Origin of the sequence: Kitasatospora sp. NBC_00039, assembly GCF_045160625.1 — a bacterium.
In the GTDB taxonomy this organism is placed as follows: Bacteria; Actinomycetota; Actinomycetes; order Streptomycetales; family Streptomycetaceae; genus Kitasatospora.
In genome coordinates this window covers 4,429,905-4,450,907 of sequence record NZ_CP108289.1, presented here as the reverse complement: position 1 = coordinate 4,450,907, position 21,003 = coordinate 4,429,905, and the positions used below count along the sequence as shown (strand labels likewise).

The window sequence follows — 21,003 nt, the reverse complement described above, 5'->3', positions numbered from 1 at the left end:
CCGGGAGGCCGGACGTCGAAGGGCCGCCCGGGGCTACGCCTCCGGGCAGGCCCGGAGCGCGGCGACGGTGTCGGCGACCAGGGTGCGGGCGTCGGCGACGGTGGCCGTCAGCTCCTCCCGGGTGCCGCCCGGGGCGGCGAGCAGGCGGCGGGCGCGCGGCCCGAAGCCGGCCGGGGCGGCGGGCAGGCCCGCGGCGACGTCGAAGGCCCCCTTCTCGTTGAGGCACCAGCGGCGCGCGTCCGCGTGCAGGGCCTGGACCAGGATGCCGACGGCGCGCGAGAGGCAGAGCGCGACGTACAGCGTGTCCGCCCGGGCCGCGCCCTTGGCCGCTCCGGCGAGCAGGAACTCCGCCTCCCAGGTGCTCGCGGTCAGCGCGGCCCGCAGCGGCTCGGGGTACTCGGTCAACTCTGCCTGCAGTGCTGCCAGTTCGCCGCTACGGTCGGCCAGGATGCGGCCGAGCGCGAGCTCGCCCGGGTAGCACGGCGACCAGAAGCCGAGCGGGTGCCCGGCCTGGATGCCGACCTCGTAGCGGCCGGCGCGGCAGTCCGTCCAGACCCGGCCGACCCGGTCGAGGTCGCGCAGGATCCAGTCCACCGCCGTCCCGTCGACCTCCAGCCAGGCCCCGCCGTCGACCCACGGCCCCCACGAGCCGGGGCCGGCCACTTCGACGCCGGGGCCGGCGAGCTCGCGCAGCGCGTCGAGGTCCGGCGCGCCGCGGTAGTAGACGCCGAGGTCCCAGTCCGACTCCGGCCGGTGCTCCCCGCGGGCCCGGCTGCCGCCGAGCGCCACGCCCACCACGCCCGGCACTCCGGCCAGTTGCCCGGCCATCGACTCGATGACCGTCTGCATCGTCCGCATGGGAAGGAGTCTGGCACGGGCCGGAACAGGCCCTTGCGGGGGAGCCCGGGGTCCGTTCTAGGATCGGTGGTACGGCATCGCGTGTCGGTCACCGTCCGGGTGAGGCATGGAGGTAGCCCGTGAGTGCCTTACGGAGGCATTCGAAGCATGGCAGTCCAGTTCGATCACACGATCGTCCACGCCCGGGACAACCGGGAGTCCGCCGAGTTCCTGGCGGGAATCCTCGGCCTTGAGGTCGGGGCGGAGTGGGGGCCGTTCGTCCCCGTGGCCACGGACAACGGCGTCACCCTCGATTTCGCGACGGTGCCGGCGGAGTCGATCGTCCTGCAGCACTACGCGTTCCTCGTCTCGGACGAGGAGTTCGACGCGGCCTTCGCCCGGATCGAGGCGGACGGCATCGCCTACTACGCCGACCCGCAGCTGAAGCTGCCCGGCGAGATCAACCACCACCACGGCGGTCGGGGGCTGTACTTCCTCGACCCGGCCGGTCACGGTCTGGAGATCATCACCCGACCGTACGGCAGCCACTAGTACCAACAGGACGGTCCGGCGCCTGTCAAGCGCCGGATCGTCCAAGCTCGCCGCGACACTCGCCCGGCCGCTCGTTGTGGCGCCCCCGGGCGGCTCCGCAGACTGTGCGCACGGCACCGCCGGTCAATCCCACCCCGCCTGCAAACCACTCGTAAGCATGATGGATACTGACCTTGTGAACGTGTTCACGTTCACAAGCGGACAAGCTTGCGCTGTTGTGCAGCGGTCTACGGATATAGATGAAGTTTGTCCGGAACATGCCCTTATGGGCCGGTTGGAGAGAGGGCGACGTGGAACTGGCAATCGCTCACGAGACCATCGCGCGATGGCAATTCGGCATCACCACCGTCTACCACTTCCTCTTCGTCCCGCTCACCATCAGCCTGGCCGCCATCGTGGCCGGGCTGGAGACCGCCTGGGTGCGGACGAACAAGGAGAAGTACTTCCACGCCACGAAGTTCTGGGGGAAGCTCTTCCTGATCAACATCGCGATGGGCGTGGTCACCGGCATCGTCCAGGAGTTCCAGTTCGGCATGAACTGGTCGGACTACTCCCGGTTCGTCGGTGACGTCTTCGGCGCCCCGCTCGCGATGGAGGCGCTGATCGCCTTCTTCTTCGAGTCGACCTTCATCGGGCTCTGGATCTTCGGCTGGGACAAGCTGCCGAGGAAGCTCCACTGCGCCTGCATGTGGATGGTCTCGCTCGGCACCGTGCTCTCCGCCTACTTCATCCTGGCCGCCAACTCGTGGATGCAGCACCCGACCGGCTACACGATCGACCCGGCCACCGGCAAGGCGCAGCTGACCGACATCACGCGCGTGCTGTTCCAGGACACCACCGTCACCGTCGTGCTGCACACCCTGACCGCGGCCTTCCTCACCGGTGCGGCCTTCATGGTCGGCATCGCCTCCTTCCACCTCTGGAAGGCCAAGCGCCGGCCGGACACCGCCGACCCCAGGAAGACCGCCGTGATGCGGACCTCGCTCCGCCTCGGCCTCGTCCTCGCCGTCGTCTTCGGCCTCGGCACCGCGCTCAGCGGCGACTCGCTCGCCAAGGTGATGTTCCGCCAGCAGCCGATGAAGATGGCCGCCGCCGAGGCCCTCTGGGACACCCGGGCGCCGGCGCCGTTCTCGGTCTTCGCGGTCGGCGACGTCGGCAAGGGCCACAACTCGGTGGAGCTGGAGATCCCCGGGATACTGTCCTTCCTCGCCAACAGCGACTTCAGCTCGTCGGTGCCCGGCATCAACGACACCGCCAACGCGGAGGCCGCCAAGTACGGCGGCGACCCGAAGGACTACATCCCGAGCATCTTCGTCACCTACTGGGGCTTCCGCCTCATGATCGGTTTCGGGATGACCTCCTTCGTGGCCGGCGTGATCGGGCTCTGGACCACCAGGAAGCGGCGCTTCCTCGCGCCGGAGTTCCGCACCGGCGACACCGAGGTGCCCAGGCTGATGCTCACCCCCAAGCGGGAGCTGGGCCCCCTCCTCACCAAGTGGAGCTGGCGGATCGGCATCCTCACCATGGGGTTCCCGCTGATCGCCAACAGCTTCGGCTGGATCTTCACCGAGATGGGCCGCCAGCCGTGGGCCGTCTTCGGCCTGATGACCACCGCGAGCGCCGTCTCGCCGAACGTCGGCATCGGCATGCAGATCGGCGCGCTGACCACCTTCACCGCGCTGTACGCGGTCCTCGCCGTCATCGAGGTCCGGCTGCTCGTCAAGTACGCCAAGGCAGGCCCGGTCACCTCCGAGCAGCCGCCCGCCGAGGACCCGTCGCTGCGCGGCCCCTCCTCGGACGACGACGCCGACAAGCCGCTCGCCTTCGCGTACTGAGAACCGCTGCGGACCACCGAGAACCACTGAGGACCACCGAGGATCGATAGGACCGATTGACCATGCAACTCCACGACGTCTGGTTCGTCCTGATCGCCGTCCTCTGGATCGGCTACTTCTTCCTTGAGGGCTTCGACTTCGGCATCGGCATCCTGACCAAGCCGCTGGCCCGCAACACCGCCGAGCGGCGCGTCCTGATCAACACCATCGGCCCGGTCTGGGACGGCAACGAGGTCTGGCTGCTGACCGCCGGCGGCGCCACCTTCGCCGCCTTCCCGGACTGGTACGCGACGCTGTTCAGCGGCTTCTACATCCCGCTGCTGGTGATCCTGGTCTGCCTCATCGTCCGGGGAGTCGCCTTCGAGTACCGGGCCAAGCGCTCGGAGGCGCGCTGGCAGCGGAACTGGGAGGAGGCCATCTTCTGGACCTCGCTGATCCCGGCCTTCCTCTGGGGCGTGGCCTTCGCCAACATCGTCCGCGGCGTCGACATCGACGCGCAGAAGAACTACGTCGGCACCTTCTGGGACCTGCTCAACCCGTACGCGCTCCTCGGCGGCCTGGTGACGCTGAGCCTGTTCACCTTCCACGGCGCGCTGTTCGCCGCGCTCAAGACGGTCGGCGGGATCCGGGAGCGCGCGCGGGCGACGGCGCTGCGGCTCGGCCTGGTGACGGCGGTGCTGGCACTGGCCTTCCTGCTCTGGACCCAGGCCGACCACGGCAACGGCTGGAGCCTGGCGGCGCTGGTGACCGCGGTCGTCGCGCTGGCCGGCGCGCTGGCCGCCAACCAGCTGGGCCGCGAGGGCTGGGCGTTCCTCCTCTCCGGAACGACCGTCGTGGCCGCGGTGGCGATGCTCTTCCTGTCGCTCTTCCCGGACGTGATGCCCTCCACCCTGAACGCCGAGTGGAGCCTGACCGTCGGCAACGCGGCCTCCTCGGCGTACACGCTGAAGCTGATGACCATCGTGGCCGCGGTCTTCACCCCGCTCGTGCTGCTCTACCAGGGCTGGACGTACTGGGTGTTCCGCAAGCGGATCGGTGTCCAGCACATCCCCGGGCACGACCCGGCCGCCGCGCTCGACCAGGCCTGACACCGTGAAACCGGTCGACCCCCGCCTCCTCGGCCACGCCCGCACCACCCGTGCCTTCCTCGCCGGATCGGTGATCCTCGGCGGGGCGGGCGCGGCCCTGGTGGTCGCCCAGGCGAGCCTGATCGCCGAGATCGTGGTCCGCGCCTTCCAGCAGCGGGCCACGCTCGGCGAGCTGACCACCCCGCTGCTGCTGCTGGCGCTCACCGCGGCCGGGCGGGGGCTGGTCGGCTGGCTCACCGAACTCACCGCGCACCGGTCCGTCGCCCGGGTGAAGTCCACCCTGCGGCGCCGGCTGCTCGACCACGCCACCGCGCTCGGCCCGGCCTACCTGGCGGGCCGGCGCACCGGCGAACTCACCACCCTCGCCACCCGCGGCATCGACGCGCTCGACGACTACTTCGCCCGCTACCTGCCGCAGCTGGCGCTCGCCGTGGTCGTCCCGGTGATCGTGCTGCTGCGGATCGTCGGCGCCGACCTCACCTCGGCCGCGATCATCGCCGGGACCCTGCCGCTGATCCCGCTCTTCATGGTGCTGATCGGCATGGCCACCCAGGCCCGGATGGACCGGCAGTGGGCCACCCTCTCCCGGCTCTCGCACCACTTCCTGGACGTGGTCGCCGGGCTGCCCACCCTCAAGGTGTTCAACCGGGCCCGTGCCCAGGCCGCCGGCATCGCCCGGATCACCGCCGACTACCGCCGGGCCACCCTGCGCACCCTGCGGATCGCCTTCATCTCCTCCTTCGCGCTGGAGCTCCTCTCCACCCTCTCGGTGGCGCTGGTCGCGGTCTCCATCGGCTTCCGGCTGGTGGACGGCACGCTCGACCTGGAGACCGGGCTGCTGATCCTGATCCTGGCGCCCGAGGTGTACTTCCCGATCCGCCAGGTCGGTGCGCTCTACCACTCCAGCGTCGAGGGGCTGACCGCGGCCGACGAGCTCTTCCAGGTGCTGGAGACGCCGCTGCCGGAGGCCGGCACCGTCACCGCGCCCGCCCTCGGCGGCGCCGTCGTCGAGGCCGCCGGCCTCACCGTGCTGCTCCCCGGCCGGACCGCGCCCGCGCTGGACGGCGCCGCGCTGACGCTGCGCCCGGGGGAGACCACCGCGCTCACCGGCCCGAGCGGGGCCGGCAAGTCCACCCTGCTCGCCGTCCTGCTCGGCCTCACCGTGCCGGACGCCGGCAGCGTCACCGTCACCGCCGCCGACGGGCGCGCGTACGACCTGGCCGAGCTGGAGCCGGCGAGCTGGCGGCGGCAGATCGCCTGGGTGCCGCAGCACCCGCACCTGTTCGCCGGCACCGTCGCCGACAACCTGCGGCTCTACCGGCCGGACGCCGCCGAGGACGAGCTGCGGACGGCGCTGCGGGCCGCGCACGCGCTCGACTTCGTGCAACGGCTGCCGCAGGGGCTCGCCACCGTGCTCGGGGAGGACGGCGCCGGGCTGTCGGCCGGCCAACGGCAGCGGCTGGCGCTCGCCCGGGTGCTGCTCGCCGACGACCGTCCGCTGGTGCTGCTCGACGAGCCGACCGCCCACCTGGACGGCGAGTCGGAGGCGGCCGTCGTGGAGGCCGTCCGGGCACTGGCCGCCGACCCGGCGCGCACCGTGCTGCTGGTCGCCCACCGGCCGGCGCTGCTGGCGGCCGTCGACCGGCGGGTCCGGCTGGCCGGGCCTCCGCTGCCGGCGGCCGCCCGCCCGCCCGTGCTCGCGCACAGCGGCCGGCCGGTGCCGGCCGCGGAGGACGGCGCGGAGGCCGGCGATGAGACCGGCGCCGAGGGGACCGGCACCGAGCCGGTGAAGCCCCGGCTGGCGCTCTCCGTGCTGCTCGGCGCGCTCGCCCTCGGCTGCGCCGTCGCGCTGATGGCCACCTCCGGCTACCTCATCTCCCGCGCCTCCCAGATGCCGCCCGTCCTCTACCTGATGATGGCCGTCACCTCCGTCCGCGCCTTCGGCATCGGCCGCAGCGTCTTCCGCTACGCCGAGCGGCTGGTCTCGCACGACGCCGTGCTGCGCACCCTCGGCACGCTCCGGGCCGCCGTCCACCGCCGGCTGACCGTGCTCGCCCCGGCCGGGCTGCCCGCCTTCCGCCGCGGCGACCTGCTCTCCCGGCTGGTCTCCGACGTCGACGCCATCCAGGACCACTACCTGCGCTGGCGGCTGCCGGCCGCCGTCGCCGCCGTGGTGTCGCTGGCCGCCGTCGCCGCGATGGCCGCCTTCCTGCCCGCCGCCGGCCTGGTGCTCGGCCTCGGGCTGCTGCTGGCCGGGGCGGTGGTGCCCGCACTCGCCGCCCGCTGGTCGGCCGGCGCCGAGCAGCGGCAGGCCCCGGCCCGCGGCCGGCTGGCCACCGCCGTGGTCGACGCCTTCACCGGGACGGCCGAGCTGACCGTCGCCGGTGCGCTGCCCGGCCGGCTGGCCGCCGTCCGCTCCGCCGACGCCGCGCTGACCGGGCTGGCCGCCCGCTCGGCCGCCACCACCGCGCTCGGCACCGGGCTGATCGCGCTGCTCACCGGGCTGACCGTGGCCGGCGCGGCGGCCGTCGGCATCCAGGGCGTGCAGGCCGGCGCGCTGGCTCCGGTCTGCCTGGCGGTGGTCGTGCTGACCCCGCTGGCCGCCTTCGAAGCCGTCACCGGGATGCCGCTCGCGGTGCAGGCCCGGCGGCGCAGCAGGGCCGCCGCGGCGCGGCTGGCCGAGGTGCTGGAGGCGCCGGCCGTCGTCGCCGAACCCGCCGCCCCGGCGGCGCTGCCCGGGCGGCCGCTGCCGATCGCGGTGCGCGGCCTGACCGTCCGGCACCCCGGGCAGGCGGTGGACGCGCTGGCCGGCGTCGACCTCGACCTCACCTCCGGCCGCCGGATCGCCGTGGTCGGCGCGTCCGGCTCCGGCAAGACCACGCTGGCCCAGGCACTGCTGCGGTTCCTGGACCAGACGGCGGGCAGCGTCACCCTCGCCGCCGGCCGTCCACAGGCTGTGGACAGCCGGGAGCTGGCCGGGGACGACGTCCGCCGGGTGATCGGGCTCTGCGCCCAGGACGCCCACGTCTTCGACAGCTCGCTCCGGGAGAACCTGCGCCTCGCCCGGCCCGCCGCCACCGAGGACGAGCTGCGCGCGGCGCTCGCCGCCGCCCGGCTGCTCGACTGGACCGACACCCTGCCCGCCGGGCTGGACACCATGGTCGGCGAGCACGGCGCCCGGCTCTCCGGAGGCCAGCGCCAGCGGCTCGCGCTCGCCCGCGCGCTGCTGGCCGACTTCCCCGTGCTCGTCCTGGACGAGCCCGCCGAGCACCTCGACCTGCCCACCGCCGACGCGCTCACCGCCGACCTGCTGGCCGCCACGGCCGGCCGGACCACCGTGCTGATCACCCACCGGCTGGCCGGCCTGGACGACACCACCGTCGACGAGGTGCTGGTGCTGGACGGCGGCCGGGTGGCCGAGCGCGGCACCTGGTCGGCGCTGCTGGCCGAGCCCGGCAGCCGGCTGCGGGCGATGCGGGAGCGCGAGCGGGAGGCGGACGGGCTGCTGGAGGAGAGCCTGGCCGGGCGCTGACGGTCGCGCCGTCCTTCGGCAGAAAACCGTACAAACTACGCTCGTCCCCATGGACCCCATGCCCGACCTGCCCGACGCCGCCGCACCCCACCCGGCACCGGACCCGACGCCCCACCGGGTACCCGAGATCTCCTCGCTCGGGCTGGACACGCTGGTCACCGAGGTGGCGGAGCGCCTCCAGTCGGCGGCCGCCGTCACCGACCGGATGCAGCGGCTGCTGGAGGCCGTGGTCTCGGTCGGCGCCGGGCTCGACCTGCACGCCACGCTGCACCGGATCGCCACCGGCGCCGCCGAACTGGTCGACGCCCGCTACGCGGCGCTCGGAGTGATCGCGCCCGGCGGGCACGGCCTGGCGGACTTCATCCACGTCGGGATCGACGACGCGACCGCCGCCGCCATCGGTGAACTCCCGGCCGGCCGCGGCATCCTCGGCGCACTGATCGACCGGCCCGAGCCGCTGCGCCTCCCCGAACTCGGCGCCGACCCCCGCTCCTCCGGGTTCCCGCCGCACCACCCCGGGATGCGGACCTTCCTCGGCGAGCCGATCCGGATCCGCGACGAGGTGTTCGGCAACCTCTACCTCACCGAGAAGAAGGGCGGCGGCGCCTTCACCCCCGAGGACGAGCAGGTGGTGCACGCGCTCGCCGCGGCGGCCGGCGTCGCGATCGAGAACTCCCGGCTCTACGAGGAGGGCCGGCGCCGCGAGCGCTGGATCGCCGGTGCGTCCGCCGTCACCACCGCCCTGCTCTCCGCCGACGAGGCGGAGGTCGCGCTGACCGTCGCGGCCGAGCAGGTCCGGGAGCTGGCCGATGCCGCCCTCGGCATGATCCTGCTGCCGACCGCGGACGGGGGCGAGGACGGGCAGATGCGGGTCGCCCACGCCTCCGGCGAGGCCGCCGAGTTCGTCCGCGGCGAGCTGCTGCCGCAGGACAGCTTCGCCGCCCGGCTCCTGCGGGGCGAGAGCGTCTACCTGGACGACATGTCCAGCGACCCGACCGTGACGATCCGGCTGGCGCGCAGCTTCGGCCCGTCGATGGCGGTGCCGATGGTCGCCGCCGGCCGGGTGCTGGGCGGCCTCTGCGTCTGGCGCCCGCGCGGCGCGCTGCCGTTCACCGACGCGGAGAAGCAGCTCGCCGAGACCTTCGCCTCGCAGGCCGCGCTCGCCCTGCGGCTCGCCGAGGGCCAGCGGGACCAACAGCGGCTCGCCGTCTTCCAGGACCGCGACCGGATCGCCCGTGACCTCCACGACCTGGTGATCCAGCGGCTGTTCGCCACCGGGATGATGCTGGAGAGCGCCGCCCGGCGGTCCGTCGTGCCCGAGGTGAAGGTCGGCATCGGCAATGCGGTGGACGAGCTGGACGCCACCATCCAGGAGGTCCGCACCACCATCTACGCGCTCCAGCACGACAACCACGGCGACGCGCCGGACACCCTGCGGACCAGGGTGCTGCGGGAGGGCAGCCAGGCCGCGGCGGCGCTCGGCTTCAAGCCCTCGGTGACGTTCACGGGCCCGGTGGAGAGCCTGGTCGGTGAGAAGACCAGCCGTCAACTGCTGGCCGCACTGAGGGAGATGCTCTCCAACACGGCCCGCCACGCCCGGGCCTCGCGGGTCGGCGTGGAGGTCGACGCGACCGTGCACCTGGACGACGAGGGCCACCCGGTGAGCGGCGACCCGGAGTCGCTGGACCGCGCCGGGCGCCCCGGAGTGCTGCTCACCGTCACCGACGACGGCGTCGGCATCCCGCCCGGCGGTCGGCGCAGTGGCCTGCGCAACCTCACCCGGCGGGCCGAGGTGCTCGGCGGGGATGCCTGGCACGAGCCGGGGCCGTACGGGAAGGGGACGATGGTGCGTTGGACGGCCCGCCTCTAGGGCGGGTCATCGACGACTCGTCTTCGAACTGCCTGTAAGGGAGGGCCCAGACGGGCAGTCGGTGTGCAGTCGGTGAAAGTTCAACGAGGGGGAACTGGCGGTCTCGCCGGACGTCCTGCTGATGGACGAGCCGTGCTCGGCCCTCGACCCGACCTCCACCCGGCGGGTCGAGGAGGCCATCGCCGAGCTGCGCGGGCGGCTCACCATCGTGATCGTCACCCGCAACATGCAGCAGGCGCAGCGGGTTTCGAAGTCCTGCGCGTTCTTCCTGGCCACCCACGACACCCCGGGCCGGATCGTCGAGGCCGGCCCGACCGGGCAGCTGTTCGGCAGCCCGCGCGACCAGCGGACCTCCGACCACGTCAACAGCCGTTTCGGGTAACCGGATCACCGGCCGATCAGCTGCTCCAGCACCGCCGCGACGCCGTCCTGCTCGTTGCTCACGGTGTGCAGCGGCACCGCCGCCAGCACCTGCGGGTGCGCGTTGGCGACGGCGTAGGCGGTGCCGGCCCAGGCCAGCATCTCCAGGTCGTTCGGCATGTCGCCGAAGGCCACCACCTCGCTCCGGTCGATCCCGCGCCCGGCGCACCAGCGGGCCAGCGTGCTGGCCTTGGTGACGCCGGGCGCGCTGATCTCCAGCAGCGGTATCGGCGCGGAGCGGGTGATCTCGGCGAGGTGGCCGGCCGCCTCGCGGGCCTCGGAGAGCAGCTTGTCCGGGTCGAGGTCCGGGTGCTTGGCCAGCAGCTTGAACAGGCCGTGCACCGGGCCGCCGGCCCCCAGCAGCTCCTCCGCCGGGCCGATCGGGTGGTCCTCGTTCTGGCCCCACATCGGCACCTCGTACCGGGGCTCGCGGGCGAACCCGGCCGGGTACTCGAAGGCGAACGCGGTGCCGGGCAGCTTGGCCCGCAGCGCCGCCACCACGTCGAGCGCCGTCCCGGCGTCGAGCGGGAACGACTCCAGCAGCTCGCCGCGCCGCACGTCCACCACCGCGCCGCCGTTCGAGCAGATCGCCACCCCGTGGCCGCCGATGTGCGAGCTGACCTGCTGCATCCAGCGCGGCGGCCGGCCGGTGACGAACACCACCTGCACGCCGGCCGCCTCGGCCGCGGCGAGGGCGGCGGCGGTCCGCCCGCTGACGGTGCCGCCGGAGCAGAGCAGGGTGCCGTCCAGGTCGGTGGCGATCAGGCGGGGGGCGGTGCGGGGTGTGGTCACCGGTCCATCTTCGCCTACCGCCGCCGGGAGGTCACCGCTGCTGCGGCGACCTCCCGGCGCGGACGGGTTCAGCCGGCCCTGAGGGTCAGACCGACGGTGTGCAGCTGCCCGCCCGTCTGGAACTGCAGGAACAGCCGCCAGTCCCCGGCCGCCGGCAGCTCGGCGTGGAACGCCAGGGTCGGTCCGCCGGCGCCGCCCGCCTCGGCCTTCGCCTCCGGGTGGAGGTGGGCGAACGCCTGGTCGCCGGCGTGGAAGGCGGTGAGGTGGGCGAAGGTCTCCAGGTAGGGCTGGAGGTCGGTGGCCGGCTTGCCGTCCTTGCTGACGGTGACCTCCAGCTCGCCCGCCTTCCCGGCGACCGGGGTGCCCGCGACCGTCACGGTGTACCCGTCCACGGTCGCGGTGCCGGTCGGGGCGGGCAGCTCGGCGGCGGCCGCCGCTCCCTCGCCGGGGACGGTCACCGTCCGGCTGAGCACCAGGCCGGTGCCCCGGCCGGCGCCGCTGTCCGGGACGAACGAGGCGTAGAGGCGCCAGGTGCCGGCGGTGAGCGCGGCCAGCGGGGCGGTCCAGGTGCCGTCGGCGGCCATCTCGGGGTGCAGGTGCTGGAAGCCGGTCAGGTCGGAGCGGATCGCGTAGAAGTGCATCCGCTTGGTCTGGTCGGTCAGGAACGCGGTGACCGGCTTGCCGTCCGGGCCGGTGACGGCGAACCGGTACTCGGCGGGGGCGCCGGCGGTGAGCGTCCCGGTGGCGCCGGTGAGCCGGTAGCCGTTCCGCTCGGCGGAGAGCCCGGGGGCGGTGCCGGCGGGCGTGCCGGCGGCAGGGGCGTCGGAGGCAGGGGTGCCGGCGGCGTCGGCACCGGGCATCCGGTGGCCCTGGTGGCCGCCGGGGGCGGTGCCGGCGGGCGACGTGGCCGCCGCCGGGCTCGCGCCGTGGTCCATCCCGCTCATCGCGTCGGAACCGCAGGCGGCCAGGGTGAGGGAGAGGGCGGCGAGCGCCAGGGCGCGGTGGCGGGTACGGGTGGGGAGGGACATCTGGTGGGTTCGCTTCCGGTGTGTGCGGGCAGGACGCGGCGCGCCCGGACTCCCTTCGCGGGGAGCTCCGGCGCGGGCCCGGTCACGTCCGTGCGACGCACACCCGGAGCAGCAGGTGCCGCCCGGCGGCGGGCGGTGCCCGCGGGCCGCCGGCCGGCCGGCGGTGCGGTCCGGCGAGGGCGGCGAGCGGGAGGGCGGCCGGCGCGAGGGCCTGCGGGCCGGGCGCGGGCAGCTGGGCACCGTCCCGGTCCCGGGCCGACACGCAGGAGACGGCCGGCCGGTCGCCGCCGTGCGTCCGCGGTCCGGCCAGGCTCGGGCCGGTGTCCGGCCCGCCGTGGTGCTGCACCAGGACGGGCGCCGCGACCGCCGCGGAGGGCTCCGGCTCGTGGCAGCCGCCGGCCGAGGTCGGCGAGCCGTGCATCAGGAACAGTCCGGCCAGCAGCGCGCAGAGCAGCAGCAGCCGGGCGGTCGCCCGCCCGCCGTTCTGCCGCACACCCCGCCGCCCGCCGGCCGTCACCCGGCCGACAATACCCCCAACCCGTATGGGATCGCGTACGTTTCGGCCCCCGGGCCGAGGTTTCCGGCCGATTCGGCCCCGCCCGGGGTGTCCCTGCCGGCGCGGATGGGCATGACCGCTTACGGCCACCCCGTCGGCAGGAAGAGCCATGCCACCTCGCCACCTCGAAGACGAGCGCCCACCGACCACCGCCCCGGACCGGCCGTGGACGCCGGACACCCGGCGCGATCCCGTCCTGATCGGCGACATCATCGTCGACACCCTCGCCGAGATCGCCCGCCGCCGCGCCACCGCGCCCCCGCCCTTCCCCACCCAGCGCACCCGCCCCCACCCGTAACGGCGGCCGTCCGGCGGGCTGCCGCCGGCGGCCGCTGTGGTGCGCGCGTCCACGGGCGGCCGCCCGTTGCCGTAGCCCGTCCGGTGCGTTCCGTCGTGCGCCGGCGCGCCGGCGTGGACGGTCCCGGCCCCGGGCGGCCGGGGATTCACCTCCCGGGCGACTCGATGATCTCGGGTCGTCCTCTTCCGTCCATCCGGTCCTGACCTGCGCGGACATCGCCTGTGTTCGAACCGATGGGGCCAGTCCGAGGGCAATTTGTCGTACTGATTCCGGGGTAGACGGTTTATGCCATGGCATAAACCGTCTACGCCGACCGGCCCGAGTGCCGAATTCCGGCGGTGCGGCGGCCAGTTGCTCCAGGTGCTCGGTCAGCCCCGCGGCCACGATCTGGCCGGGGCCATCGCACCCGCCCCATCTCCGCACAGGTCGGCGGCAGGATCGGCGGCCGCGCCGGCGGCCCTGCGGGCGGACACGCGGAAGGAGCGCCCACCCGGCGGGTGAGCGCTCCTTCCGCGCGGTCGGTCAGGACAGCTGGACCAGGCCCTCGGTGGCGATCCTCTCGAAGACGGCGAGGTCGTTCTCGAAGATCGAGCCCGGCACGGGCCAGTGGATCACCAGCTCGGTGATGCCGAGCTCCTGGTAGGTGCCCGCCCAGTCCACGAAGGCGTCCAGCGACTGCAGCGGCTTCTCCGCCGTCGAACCCTGGAGCAGCACCTTCTCCAGCTCGCCGACGTCCCGGCCGGTGGCCTCACAGGCCGTCGCCAGCTTCGCCAGCTGCGCCGCGATCACCGCGGGCGCCTGCTCGACCGGGACGTCAGCCGGCCCGCGCGGGTCGCCGTAGGTGACCCAGCCCTGCCCGTACTCCGCCGCCAGCCGCAGCCCGCGCGGCCCGGTCGCGGCGACGTAGAACGGCACCCGCGGCTGCTGGACGCAGCCCGGGATGTTCCGCGCCTCGACCGCCGAGTAGTACGTCCCCTCGCGCGTCGTGGCGTCGTTGCGCAGCAGCTCGTCCAGCAGCGGCAGGAACTCCCCGAACCGGTCCGCCCGCTTCTTGGGCGACCACGCCTCCTGCCCCATCGCCGTCGCGTCGAACCCCGTCCCGCCGGCCCCGATCCCCAGCGTCACCCGCCCGCCCGAGACGTCGTCCAGCGTGACCAGCTCCTTCGCCAACGTCACCGGGTGGCGGAAGTTCGGCGAGGTGACGAGGGTGCCGAGGCGGATCCGCTCGGTCGCCGTGGCGGCGGCGGTGAGGGTCGGAACCGCCCCGAACCACGGCTCGTCCCGGAACGACCGCCAGGAGAGGTGGTCGTAGGTGTACGCGGCGTGGAAGCCGAGGTCCTCGGCCCGCCGCCAGATCTTCTGCCCCTCGCTCCACCGGTGGATGGGGAGGATAACGGTACTCAAGCGCATGCAGCGACGATACGCGCGCAAATCGGCGGTGCTTCGAACCGTCCGTGAGACGGCACGGGCAGGTCGGCTAGCGTGGCGCCATGGGCACGTTGAGCAGGCGAGAACTGGCCGCGTTGGTCGATGAGGCGACGGTCGACACCTACGACGAGCACGAGCAGGTGTCGGCTCTGTTCACCGCCGTCCAGGAGAACCTGGCGGTGCCGTTCGGCACTTTGGTGCTGGGCGTCGAGGTGACCGTGCGCGGCGTCGACCTGTCGCGGGACGGAAGGATCGTCGCCCTGTGCACCCGTGACGGATTCCGGCAGACGATCGGGCTGCTGGACCTTCCACTGCCGGACCCGGCTCCGGCCGGAGCGGAGTGGGTCGAGGCATATCGCTACTACTGGGCGCAGTGAGCGTCGGCACCTTCAAGACCGAGAGGGCTCGCATGACTGCTGTTGTACGGAGCCAGGACGAGGCGTCGTTGCGAGGCCTGATCGAGCGATGTTCCGAACTGAAGGGCGAACTCGTCGCCTTCGCGCAGAGCGCGCGCTTCGACCGGTGGTTGACTCCCCTCCTGCTGGAGGGCGCGGGCCCTGAGCGGCTGCTGGATGAGGGTGAGGCAATCCGGATCACCGACCATTTCATCCTGCGGTACCGCTTGCCGGACGGTTCGACCGTGGTGGACCGGTTCGTCGCCGGGCGGCGGGACCTGACCGAAGCCGATCGGGCGATGCTGCTCGGCTGGCGTGCCCCCATCGAAGGCATCTTCGAGATCCAACGCAAGGACGGGGACGCCGTCGTCCTGCTGAACTTGGTCGACGACCTGGAGTACCGAACGTACTCGAACGTCGGGCGGGCGGCCTTTCGCGGAGTGTCCGCCGGGGGATTTCTCCTCGCCTGCCTGGTGCCCGTCCACTCGGCCGAGGGGGCGTGGCTGATCTCAGGTGCGATGTCGTCCTACCCGAAATCCAGCGCCGGCGAGATCGCCCGGGCCGCACTCCAGCTGGCCACCAGCCACCCTGAACTGGTCTTCCGTAACCCCGAGAAGATCGTGCAGGGATGGGAGTCGATGCGGGAGGACCGGGCCGCATTCATCCAGTTTTGCGGCAGCGACGAACTGGTCCTCCACCCTGCCGAAGCCGAGGACCGGCTCAACGCCTACTACCGGCACCGGCAGGAGGCCGCCGCCGCCGAGCGGCCCGATCGGGCCCGGGGCAGGCAGCTGCCCGGCCTGGCTTTCCCGGCCTTCGAACTGCCGCAGGCCCTCGCGGACTCGGACACCATCGGCGTCATCTACGACGAGGTCGACGGACTCAACTTCTACGCTGACTACGGGATGCTGCGGGATCTCTTCGCAGACCCGACCCTCGCTGGCCGCAGGCATTACCAGGACGCGCTGCGCGCATACCTGCGCGAGGAGTCGATCGCGCCGCTGCCGATCCGCCGCCTGGCCGCCGCCTACCCGGAGACGGTCGACGCGGTGTTCCGGAAGCTGCTGCGGAAGCCCGGATTCACCTGGGCCGAGCACGGTGAGGAGCTGCTGCGCCGGCGCAAGCCCTGGTCCTACGCGCAGGAGCCCCGACCGGGCGTATCCGTGATCGGCGAGCGACTGAGCGAGCTCACGGCCGGCAACCAACGGCGAAAGCTCACGAGAGCGCGGCGCGTCTCGGCGGCCTCATCCGGGTGAAATGCTGGCGAGCCTGATGCCCGTACGGGACGATGAAGTAGCGTCGGATCGTCGTCTGGAGCCGAGGAGGTGCCGCATGTCGTACGAGCCCAAACTGGCTGCCGCGTTGTCCGGTGCAACTCTGCGGCAGCTGTCGCACTGGCGGCGGGCCACCGGCGAGCGCGGCGCTGTCCTTGTGCCGGAGATCTCGGCGTCCCGTCCGATCCTCTACTCCTTTCGCGACGTGGTCGCTCTCCGAGCCTGTGTCCGTCTTCGCGAGGAGGCGTCCCTCCAGAAGATCAGGCGGGCACTGAGCACGCTACGCGAGGGCCTCGACGAACGGGAACACCTCTCGGCCTACCGGCTGGTCGCGGGCGGTGACACGATCTACCTGGCAGACCCGGACCACGCAGTGGACCTCGTGCGGAGCAAGGGCAATGTCGTCATCCACGACATGGTGGACGTGCTCGCACCCTTCTATCGTGGGGGTCGACGCATCCCGGACCTTCTTGAACCCCGGCCGCACGTGTCTATCGACCCTGCCGTGCGAGGCGGCGAGCCCGTCGTCGAAGGGACACGCATCCCGGCGACAGAGGTCGCCGCTCTCCTACGGGACGGCGTGCCACCTGAGCAGATCGGCGACTACTACCCGGGCGTCACAGCAGAGGCAGCACGCGACGCTGCGGACTTCGCCGACTATGTCGACAGTTACGAGGATGCGGAAATCCGGCAGGCGGCGTCTTGAAGCTGCTGCTCGACGAGAATGTGCCGCTTCCCATGGCGCGGATCGTGCGGCTCCTCCTGAAGCACCACGTCGTCGAGCACGTAGCCGAACTCAGCGGCTGGGCGGGAACCAGGGACGTCGACCTCTATGCGCGTGCGGCAGCGGACGGCTTTCAGATCGTTGTCACGAACGACACGAAGCAACTGAGCCGCCCGCTCGAAGTAGTCGCCATCGCAGAGTCGGGCCTGCATCGCATCGAGTACCGCCAGAATCACAAGCACGGCGGGTTGGTGGGTCTCGGTGCAGCTATCGCCACTGTGTGCGCCGGCCTGCCCCATGCCTTGGCCGAACTCGACCAGGCGGACAGCCAGCGCCTGATCTCGCTGAATGCGGTCGACCCATCCCAACAGAGCCGCTTGCGGATCGTCGATCCTGCCAGCGCCCCGCCCAAGTTCTGGCCCGCCGACTCACAGGGGTAGTGGCATCAGGGTGAACCGGCGGAACATCGCAGGTCAGGATGCGGTAGGTGAAAAAGGATTGACCGAGGTGACGAGGGTGCCGAGGCGGATCCGCTCGGTCGCCGTGGCGGCGGCGGTGAGGGTCGGCACGGCCCCGAACCACGGCTCGTCCCGGAAGGACCGCCAGGACAGGTGGTCGTAGGTGTAGGCGGCGTGGAAGCCGAGGTCCTCGGCCCGCCGCCAGATCTTCTGCCCCTCGCTCCACCGGTGGATGGGGAGGATCACCGTGCTCAGTCGCATGAACTCGACCCTATGTCCCGAACAGCCTGCCACTATGGTGCATACCGGAGTATGCTCTTTTCATGGCAGCGACCACGCGCATCACCGTCACTCTCCCGACGGAACAGGTGGACGAGCTCAGAAAGCTCACCGACAACGTCTCCGGGTATGTCGCGGAGGCAGTGGCCCGCCAGATTCGGCACCAACTGCTCGCGGACGATCTTCGCCGCCACCAGGATGAGCAGGGTGCGTTCACCGATGAGGAACTGTCTGAGGCGCACGCCAGGATCTTCGGCTCCGCCGGGTCGGCGGGTTCGGCGAGCGCCGCGTGACCGAACGCTTCGAGACGGTCGTGTTGGACTCCGAGGGACTGTCCTCGTGGATCAGACAGGACCGCGGCGTGTTGGCGATGCTTCAGGTCTTCCACGCCATGGGAGCCGACTTCGTGGTCGGCGCGAACACGATCGTGGAAGTCGCGCACGCCCGTGTGAACGAAGCCCGGTTGGACTGGACACTCTCCCGAGTCAAGGTCGAGGCGGTCACCGATCAGGCCGCAAGGGCCTCGGCCGGGCTGCTGAAGCAGGCCGGACTGCACGGGCACAAGTACGCGATCGACGCGACTGTGGCAGAGATGGCGCTGCGGCAGCCGGGGCCGGTGGCCGTGATCACCTCGGACGTCGACGACCTGGCCAAGCTCTGCGGCACCCGCGTACAGCTCATCGCAATCTGAGCCCGGGCGGGACTCGAACTCTCCCGATTGGTGTTCCCGCAGGTCAGCATGCGATGGGTGAAAGAGGATTGACCGAGGTCACCAGCGTCCCGAGCCGGATCCGCTCGGACGCCGTCGCCGCCGCGGTGAGCGTCGGCACCGCCCCGAACCACGGCTCGTCCCGGAACGACCGCCACGACAGGTGGTCGTAGGTGTAGGCGGCGTGGAGCCCGAGGTCCTCGGCCCGCCGCCAGATCTTCTGCCCCTCGGCCCACCGGTGGATGGGGAGGATCACCGTACTCAGTCGCATGCTCTCGACCCCACGGTAGCCGTCGGCGGTCAGCGCCCTCTGACTTGACGACCGCTCTGTCCGAGCACGTTCTGTGAAGGGCGCTTCGGTCCGCCCGTCCGGTGACGAAGAGGGCCGGGATGATCCTTCCCGGGTTGCGGCCGGATTCCTCTCTGGGACACGACCGCCGGTGCGGACCGGCTCCCCGTCGGATTCAACGCTGCAGCCAGCTCAGCAGGGTCGTCGCCGTGAACACCGTGCCCGACGCCAGACAGACCGCGCGCGGGGTCAGCCACCCGGGGCCTTCCAGGGGCTGGGACTGCGGGGCCGGAGCCAGCAGCGCGTCTGCGAAGGCCTGGGCGGTCGGCGGTCGGTCCGCGGGCTCGACGGACATCGCGGCCCGTAGCAGCACGGCGACGTGCGGTGGGAGCTCCGCTCCGGCTGGGAGCGCCGGCAGCGTCGAGGCGGTCGGCTGGTCGGTCATCAGGGCTGCGGCGCGTCCGCCCGGGCCGAACGGCTTCTGCCCGGTCAGCAGCTCGTAGGCCACGACGGCCAGCGCGTACACGTCGGCCCTTCCGTCGAACCCGCCGGTCTGGAAGGCCTGTTCCGGTGCCATGTACGCGGGCGTGCCCGTGGTCACCGTCAGCCCGGATGCGTCGGCCAGTTGCTTCGCGCTGCCCAGATCGGCCACCAGCACCGCGGCGGGCGCAGGTCCGGTGGCGAGCAGCAGGTTGGACGGCTTGACGTCGCGGTGCACCACGCCCGCCTCGTGCAGGACCTGGACCGCGTAGCCCGCCTCCGCGGCCAGCCGCAGCGCCTCCTGCGGGTCGCACTGCCCGACCCGGTCCGCCAGGGTGCCGCCGCGTACGTAGTCCATGACGAAGAAGGGCCGGTCCTCCTGCACCCCGACGTCGTGCACCCGGACCACCCGCGGGCTGGCGATCCGGCGCAGCAGCCTCGCCTCTGCCAGGAACCGCTCGCGCACATCGGCGTTGGCGGCCCAGTTCTCGGCCAGCACCTTCACCGCGACCTCGGTGTCGAGCTCCGGATCGTAGGCCTTCCAGACCGTCGCGAAGGAGCCGGCTCCGAGCCGCTCCAGGAGGAGGTAACGGCCGAGCTTGCGCATGTGGCAGCATTCTGCCGGAGTCGGGGGGAGTGCGGAACTCCCGTTCGGCGGGTGGGATGCCAGGCGGGACGAAACGGGGGGAACCGGGTGTTCGAGGAAGGCGAGCTGGAACGGCTCGTGGCGGCTGCTCAGGCGGGGGAGCCGGGGTCGATGGAGCACCTGCTGGCCAAGCTGCGGCCGGTGGTGCTGCGCCGCTGCTCGCGCTTCCTGCCCCACCACGCCGACGCGGAGGAGGCCGCGCAGGACGCGCTACTGTCCATCAGCACGCACCTGGGCGAGTACGGCGGCCGCGGCTCCTTCCTGGGCTGGGTGACGGTGATCGCCTCGAACGCCGCCCGGTCCGCCTACCGCTCGATGCGCCGGCGCGCCGAGGACAGCCACGCCGACCTCCCCGAGTCCGTCGACCCGCGCACCACCAGCGTCATCGCCGGGACCAGGCTCGACCTGATGGAGGCGCTGGCCGCGCTGGAGCGGCAGCACCCCACCCTGGTGGAGTCCTTCGTGCTGCGCGACCTGGGCGACCTGACCTACGTCCAGGTGGCCGAGGAGCTGGACGCCCCGTTGGGCACGGTCAAGGACCGCATCCACCAGGCCCGCCGCTTCATGCGCGAGCGCCTGGTCACCGGTCTGTGAACGGCGGTCCCGCGGCGGGCGGCGGCCACGCCGTCGTCCGGCGCCGGTCCGCCTTCGCCGCCCTGGTGGCAGCCGCCGCGCTCGGGCTGGCGACCGGCCGGTTCGTCCTGCCACCGCCCCCCGGCGCCACCGCGCACCCGGCAGCGCGGTCGGGTGCCGTGGTCGGCGGGGCGTCCCAGGGCGCGTCCGCTCTCGCGACGCCCGGCGGGTCCGTCCCGACGCCCGCGTCCTCGGCCTCCGGCTCCGGCTCCGCCGCGCCGACCGGTGCGACCGGGCCGGTGACGACCGCGAACCTTCTGGAACCCGCGGCTTTCAGCCCGGAGTTCGGCATCGGGCGGATCCACGTCACCGACCGGTACGGCGACGGGGCTTACGCCAACGCGGCCTGCACCGGCGAGAAGACCCTCAGTCAGACCCTGGGCGGGCGCGGTGCCCACTTCCGCGGGCTGATGACCAGCCCCCGTACCAGCCCGGGCGACCCCACGGTGGCCGCCGACCGCGACGGACAGGTCGCCCGCGAGGTCGCCGCCGAGGCCCCGAGCCCTTCCCTGGCGCAGAACTTCACCGAACGCCTGCTGCTGGAGGAGGTGCCCTGCCAGGAGGAACCGCCAGGGCGCTGGGTCTACGGAAGGACCACGACGCTGCAGCTCGCCCCCGACCTCACCGCGAGCTGGATGGGCTACTACCAGGGATCGCTCAATATCACCGGCAGAGCGCCCGAGGGCAAGGAGCCCTGCGGCGGCATCGCCGTGCTGCGCAGCGGCAACCACTACGGGGTGCTGGAGGTCGATGCCTGCCTGGGGACGGCCGCGATGGACCGTGTCGTCAGGACCGCTCTGTCACAGCTGTGAAACAGCCGGTCAGGGCTCCAACTTTCCCTCCTCCGGCGGCATCTCCCCGGTTGTACGAGGACGCAGCA

General features: G+C 72.6%; 22 protein-coding genes and 1 pseudogene. 15 read left to right on the top strand and 8 right to left on the bottom strand.

What is annotated here, in order from left to right; genetic code table 11:
• Positions 1-33: 33 nt before the first annotated feature.
• Positions 34-858 carry a nucleotidyltransferase domain-containing protein gene (locus OG286_RS19605; protein WP_405360707.1) on the bottom strand — a complete coding sequence of 275 codons (825 nt, stop codon included), beginning with the start codon at positions 856-858 and terminating at the stop codon, positions 34-36.
• Between the two features lie 147 nt (positions 859-1,005).
• On the opposite strand from OG286_RS19605, the gene OG286_RS19600 reads away from it, so the two are divergent.
• The 6 genes from OG286_RS19600 (at position 1,006) to OG286_RS19575 (ending at position 10,096) form a co-directional block, all read left to right on the top strand.
• On the top strand, positions 1,006-1,389 hold the full coding sequence (locus OG286_RS19600) for a VOC family protein (protein WP_396322872.1): 384 nt from the start codon (positions 1,006-1,008) through the stop codon (positions 1,387-1,389).
• A 290-nt stretch (positions 1,390-1,679) separates the two neighbouring features.
• Positions 1,680-3,224: a cytochrome ubiquinol oxidase subunit I gene (locus tag OG286_RS19595; protein WP_405360710.1), complete on the top strand. Its 1,545-nt coding sequence runs from the start codon at positions 1,680-1,682 to the stop codon at positions 3,222-3,224.
• Positions 3,225-3,286: 62 nt separating this feature from the next.
• On the top strand, positions 3,287-4,312 hold the full coding sequence (gene cydB / locus OG286_RS19590; RefSeq protein ID WP_405365618.1) for a cytochrome d ubiquinol oxidase subunit II: 1,026 nt from the start codon (positions 3,287-3,289) through the stop codon (positions 4,310-4,312).
• Between the two features lie 4 nt (positions 4,313-4,316).
• Entirely contained in the window at positions 4,317-7,844 is a 3,528-nt protein-coding gene (gene cydD, locus OG286_RS19585; protein ID WP_396322869.1) for a thiol reductant ABC exporter subunit CydD, read from the top strand.
• A gap of 58 nt (positions 7,845-7,902) precedes the next feature.
• Positions 7,903-9,714: a GAF domain-containing protein gene (locus tag OG286_RS19580; RefSeq protein WP_396322998.1), complete on the top strand. Its 1,812-nt coding sequence runs from the start codon at positions 7,903-7,905 to the stop codon at positions 9,712-9,714.
• Positions 9,715-9,835: 121 nt separating this feature from the next.
• On the top strand, positions 9,836-10,096 hold the full coding sequence (locus OG286_RS19575) for a hypothetical protein (RefSeq protein WP_396322868.1): 261 nt from the start codon (positions 9,836-9,838) through the stop codon (positions 10,094-10,096).
• Between the two features lie 5 nt (positions 10,097-10,101).
• Here the strand turns inward: OG286_RS19575 and OG286_RS19570 are convergent, their stop codons facing one another.
• The 3 genes from OG286_RS19570 to OG286_RS19560 all read right to left on the bottom strand — a co-directional run bounded on the left by OG286_RS19570 (position 10,102) and on the right by OG286_RS19560 (position 12,471).
• Entirely contained in the window at positions 10,102-10,926 is an 825-nt protein-coding gene (locus OG286_RS19570; protein WP_405365617.1) for an HAD family hydrolase, read from the bottom strand.
• 68 nt (positions 10,927-10,994) lie between these two features.
• Positions 10,995-11,954 (bottom strand): hypothetical protein, encoded by a 960-nt coding sequence (locus OG286_RS19565; protein WP_405365616.1) that lies wholly within the window; start codon positions 11,952-11,954, stop codon positions 10,995-10,997.
• A gap of 82 nt (positions 11,955-12,036) precedes the next feature.
• A complete protein-coding gene (locus tag OG286_RS19560) occupies positions 12,037-12,471 on the bottom strand; it encodes a hypothetical protein (RefSeq protein ID WP_396322865.1) in 435 nt (144 codons plus the stop codon).
• Between the two features lie 148 nt (positions 12,472-12,619).
• On the opposite strand from OG286_RS19560, the gene OG286_RS19555 reads away from it, so the two are divergent.
• Complete coding sequence (locus tag OG286_RS19555) at positions 12,620-12,808, top strand: hypothetical protein (protein ID WP_396322864.1); 189 nt, start codon at positions 12,620-12,622, stop codon at positions 12,806-12,808.
• A gap of 522 nt (positions 12,809-13,330) precedes the next feature.
• On the opposite strand, the gene OG286_RS19550 is transcribed toward OG286_RS19555, so the two are convergent.
• Positions 13,331-14,218, bottom strand: a complete 888-nt coding sequence (locus OG286_RS19550) for an LLM class flavin-dependent oxidoreductase (RefSeq protein ID WP_405360719.1) — start codon at positions 14,216-14,218, stop codon at positions 13,331-13,333.
• Between the two features lie 80 nt (positions 14,219-14,298).
• Between OG286_RS19550 and OG286_RS19545 the strand changes: the two genes are divergently transcribed.
• The 4 genes from OG286_RS19545 to OG286_RS19530 all read left to right on the top strand — a co-directional run bounded on the left by OG286_RS19545 (position 14,299) and on the right by OG286_RS19530 (position 17,069).
• A complete protein-coding gene (locus OG286_RS19545; protein ID WP_328955958.1) occupies positions 14,299-14,613 on the top strand; it encodes a hypothetical protein in 315 nt (104 codons plus the stop codon).
• A complete protein-coding gene (locus tag OG286_RS19540) occupies positions 14,610-15,887 on the top strand; it encodes a hypothetical protein (RefSeq protein WP_405365615.1) in 1,278 nt (425 codons plus the stop codon). The genes OG286_RS19545 and OG286_RS19540 overlap by 4 nt, the downstream gene beginning before the upstream one ends.
• 76 nt (positions 15,888-15,963) lie before the next feature.
• Positions 15,964-16,611 carry a DUF433 domain-containing protein gene (locus tag OG286_RS19535; RefSeq protein ID WP_035847110.1) on the top strand — a complete coding sequence of 216 codons (648 nt, stop codon included), beginning with the start codon at positions 15,964-15,966 and terminating at the stop codon, positions 16,609-16,611.
• Positions 16,608-17,069: a DUF5615 family PIN-like protein gene (locus tag OG286_RS19530; RefSeq protein ID WP_363581496.1), complete on the top strand. Its 462-nt coding sequence runs from the start codon at positions 16,608-16,610 to the stop codon at positions 17,067-17,069. The genes OG286_RS19535 and OG286_RS19530 overlap by 4 nt, the downstream gene beginning before the upstream one ends.
• 33 nt (positions 17,070-17,102) lie before the next feature.
• Here OG286_RS19530 and OG286_RS19525 read toward each other — a convergent pair whose 3' ends face one another.
• Complete coding sequence (locus tag OG286_RS19525) at positions 17,103-17,348, bottom strand: LLM class flavin-dependent oxidoreductase (protein WP_405360722.1); 246 nt, start codon at positions 17,346-17,348, stop codon at positions 17,103-17,105.
• A gap of 62 nt (positions 17,349-17,410) precedes the next feature.
• On the opposite strand from OG286_RS19525, the gene OG286_RS19520 reads away from it, so the two are divergent.
• Both OG286_RS19520 and OG286_RS19515 read left to right on the top strand, forming a co-directional pair.
• On the top strand, positions 17,411-17,659 hold the full coding sequence (locus tag OG286_RS19520) for a hypothetical protein (RefSeq protein WP_396322848.1): 249 nt from the start codon (positions 17,411-17,413) through the stop codon (positions 17,657-17,659).
• A complete protein-coding gene (locus OG286_RS19515) occupies positions 17,656-18,057 on the top strand; it encodes a DNA-binding protein (protein WP_405365614.1) in 402 nt (133 codons plus the stop codon). The genes OG286_RS19520 and OG286_RS19515 overlap by 4 nt, the downstream gene beginning before the upstream one ends.
• 52 nt (positions 18,058-18,109) lie before the next feature.
• Here OG286_RS19515 and OG286_RS19510 read toward each other — a convergent pair.
• Positions 18,110-18,346, bottom strand: a pseudogene (locus OG286_RS19510) (LLM class flavin-dependent oxidoreductase); the annotation flags it as partial.
• A gap of 193 nt (positions 18,347-18,539) precedes the next feature.
• Entirely contained in the window at positions 18,540-19,451 is a 912-nt protein-coding gene (locus OG286_RS19505; protein ID WP_396322846.1) for a serine/threonine-protein kinase, read from the bottom strand.
• 87 nt (positions 19,452-19,538) lie between these two features.
• On the opposite strand from OG286_RS19505, the gene OG286_RS19500 reads away from it, so the two are divergent.
• Positions 19,539-20,084, top strand: coding sequence for an RNA polymerase sigma factor (locus OG286_RS19500; protein WP_396322845.1), 546 nt, complete (start codon positions 19,539-19,541; stop codon positions 20,082-20,084).
• Positions 20,081-20,935, top strand: a complete 855-nt coding sequence (locus OG286_RS19495; protein ID WP_396322844.1) for a hypothetical protein — start codon at positions 20,081-20,083, stop codon at positions 20,933-20,935. The genes OG286_RS19500 and OG286_RS19495 overlap by 4 nt, the downstream gene beginning before the upstream one ends.
• The last annotated feature ends 68 nt before the right edge of the window (positions 20,936-21,003 follow it).

What these genes read in the sequence shown, in the direction of transcription:
- OG286_RS19605 (WP_405360707.1), bottom strand. Translation starts at nt 858, where the DNA reads ATGCGGACGATGCAGACGGTCATCGAGTCGATGGCCGGGCAACTGGCC.
- OG286_RS19600 (WP_396322872.1), top strand. Translation starts at nt 1,006, where the DNA reads ATGGCAGTCCAGTTCGATCACACGATCGTCCACGCCCGGGACAACCGG.
- cydB (WP_405365618.1), top strand. Translation starts at nt 3,287, where the DNA reads ATGCAACTCCACGACGTCTGGTTCGTCCTGATCGCCGTCCTCTGGATC.
- OG286_RS19580 (WP_396322998.1), top strand. Translation starts at nt 7,903, where the DNA reads ATGCCCGACCTGCCCGACGCCGCCGCACCCCACCCGGCACCGGACCCG.
- OG286_RS19575 (WP_396322868.1), top strand. Translation starts at nt 9,836, where the DNA reads ATGGACGAGCCGTGCTCGGCCCTCGACCCGACCTCCACCCGGCGGGTC.
- OG286_RS19565 (WP_405365616.1), bottom strand. Translation starts at nt 11,954, where the DNA reads ATGTCCCTCCCCACCCGTACCCGCCACCGCGCCCTGGCGCTCGCCGCC.
- OG286_RS19555 (WP_396322864.1), top strand. Translation starts at nt 12,620, where the DNA reads ATGCCACCTCGCCACCTCGAAGACGAGCGCCCACCGACCACCGCCCCG.
- OG286_RS19550 (WP_405360719.1), bottom strand. Translation starts at nt 14,218, where the DNA reads ATGCGCTTGAGTACCGTTATCCTCCCCATCCACCGGTGGAGCGAGGGG.
- OG286_RS19545 (WP_328955958.1), top strand. Translation starts at nt 14,299, where the DNA reads ATGGGCACGTTGAGCAGGCGAGAACTGGCCGCGTTGGTCGATGAGGCG.
- OG286_RS19535 (WP_035847110.1), top strand. Translation starts at nt 15,964, where the DNA reads ATGTCGTACGAGCCCAAACTGGCTGCCGCGTTGTCCGGTGCAACTCTG.
- OG286_RS19525 (WP_405360722.1), bottom strand. Translation starts at nt 17,348, where the DNA reads ATGCGACTGAGCACGGTGATCCTCCCCATCCACCGGTGGAGCGAGGGG.
- OG286_RS19520 (WP_396322848.1), top strand. Translation starts at nt 17,411, where the DNA reads ATGGCAGCGACCACGCGCATCACCGTCACTCTCCCGACGGAACAGGTG.
- OG286_RS19505 (WP_396322846.1), bottom strand. Translation starts at nt 19,451, where the DNA reads ATGCGCAAGCTCGGCCGTTACCTCCTCCTGGAGCGGCTCGGAGCCGGC.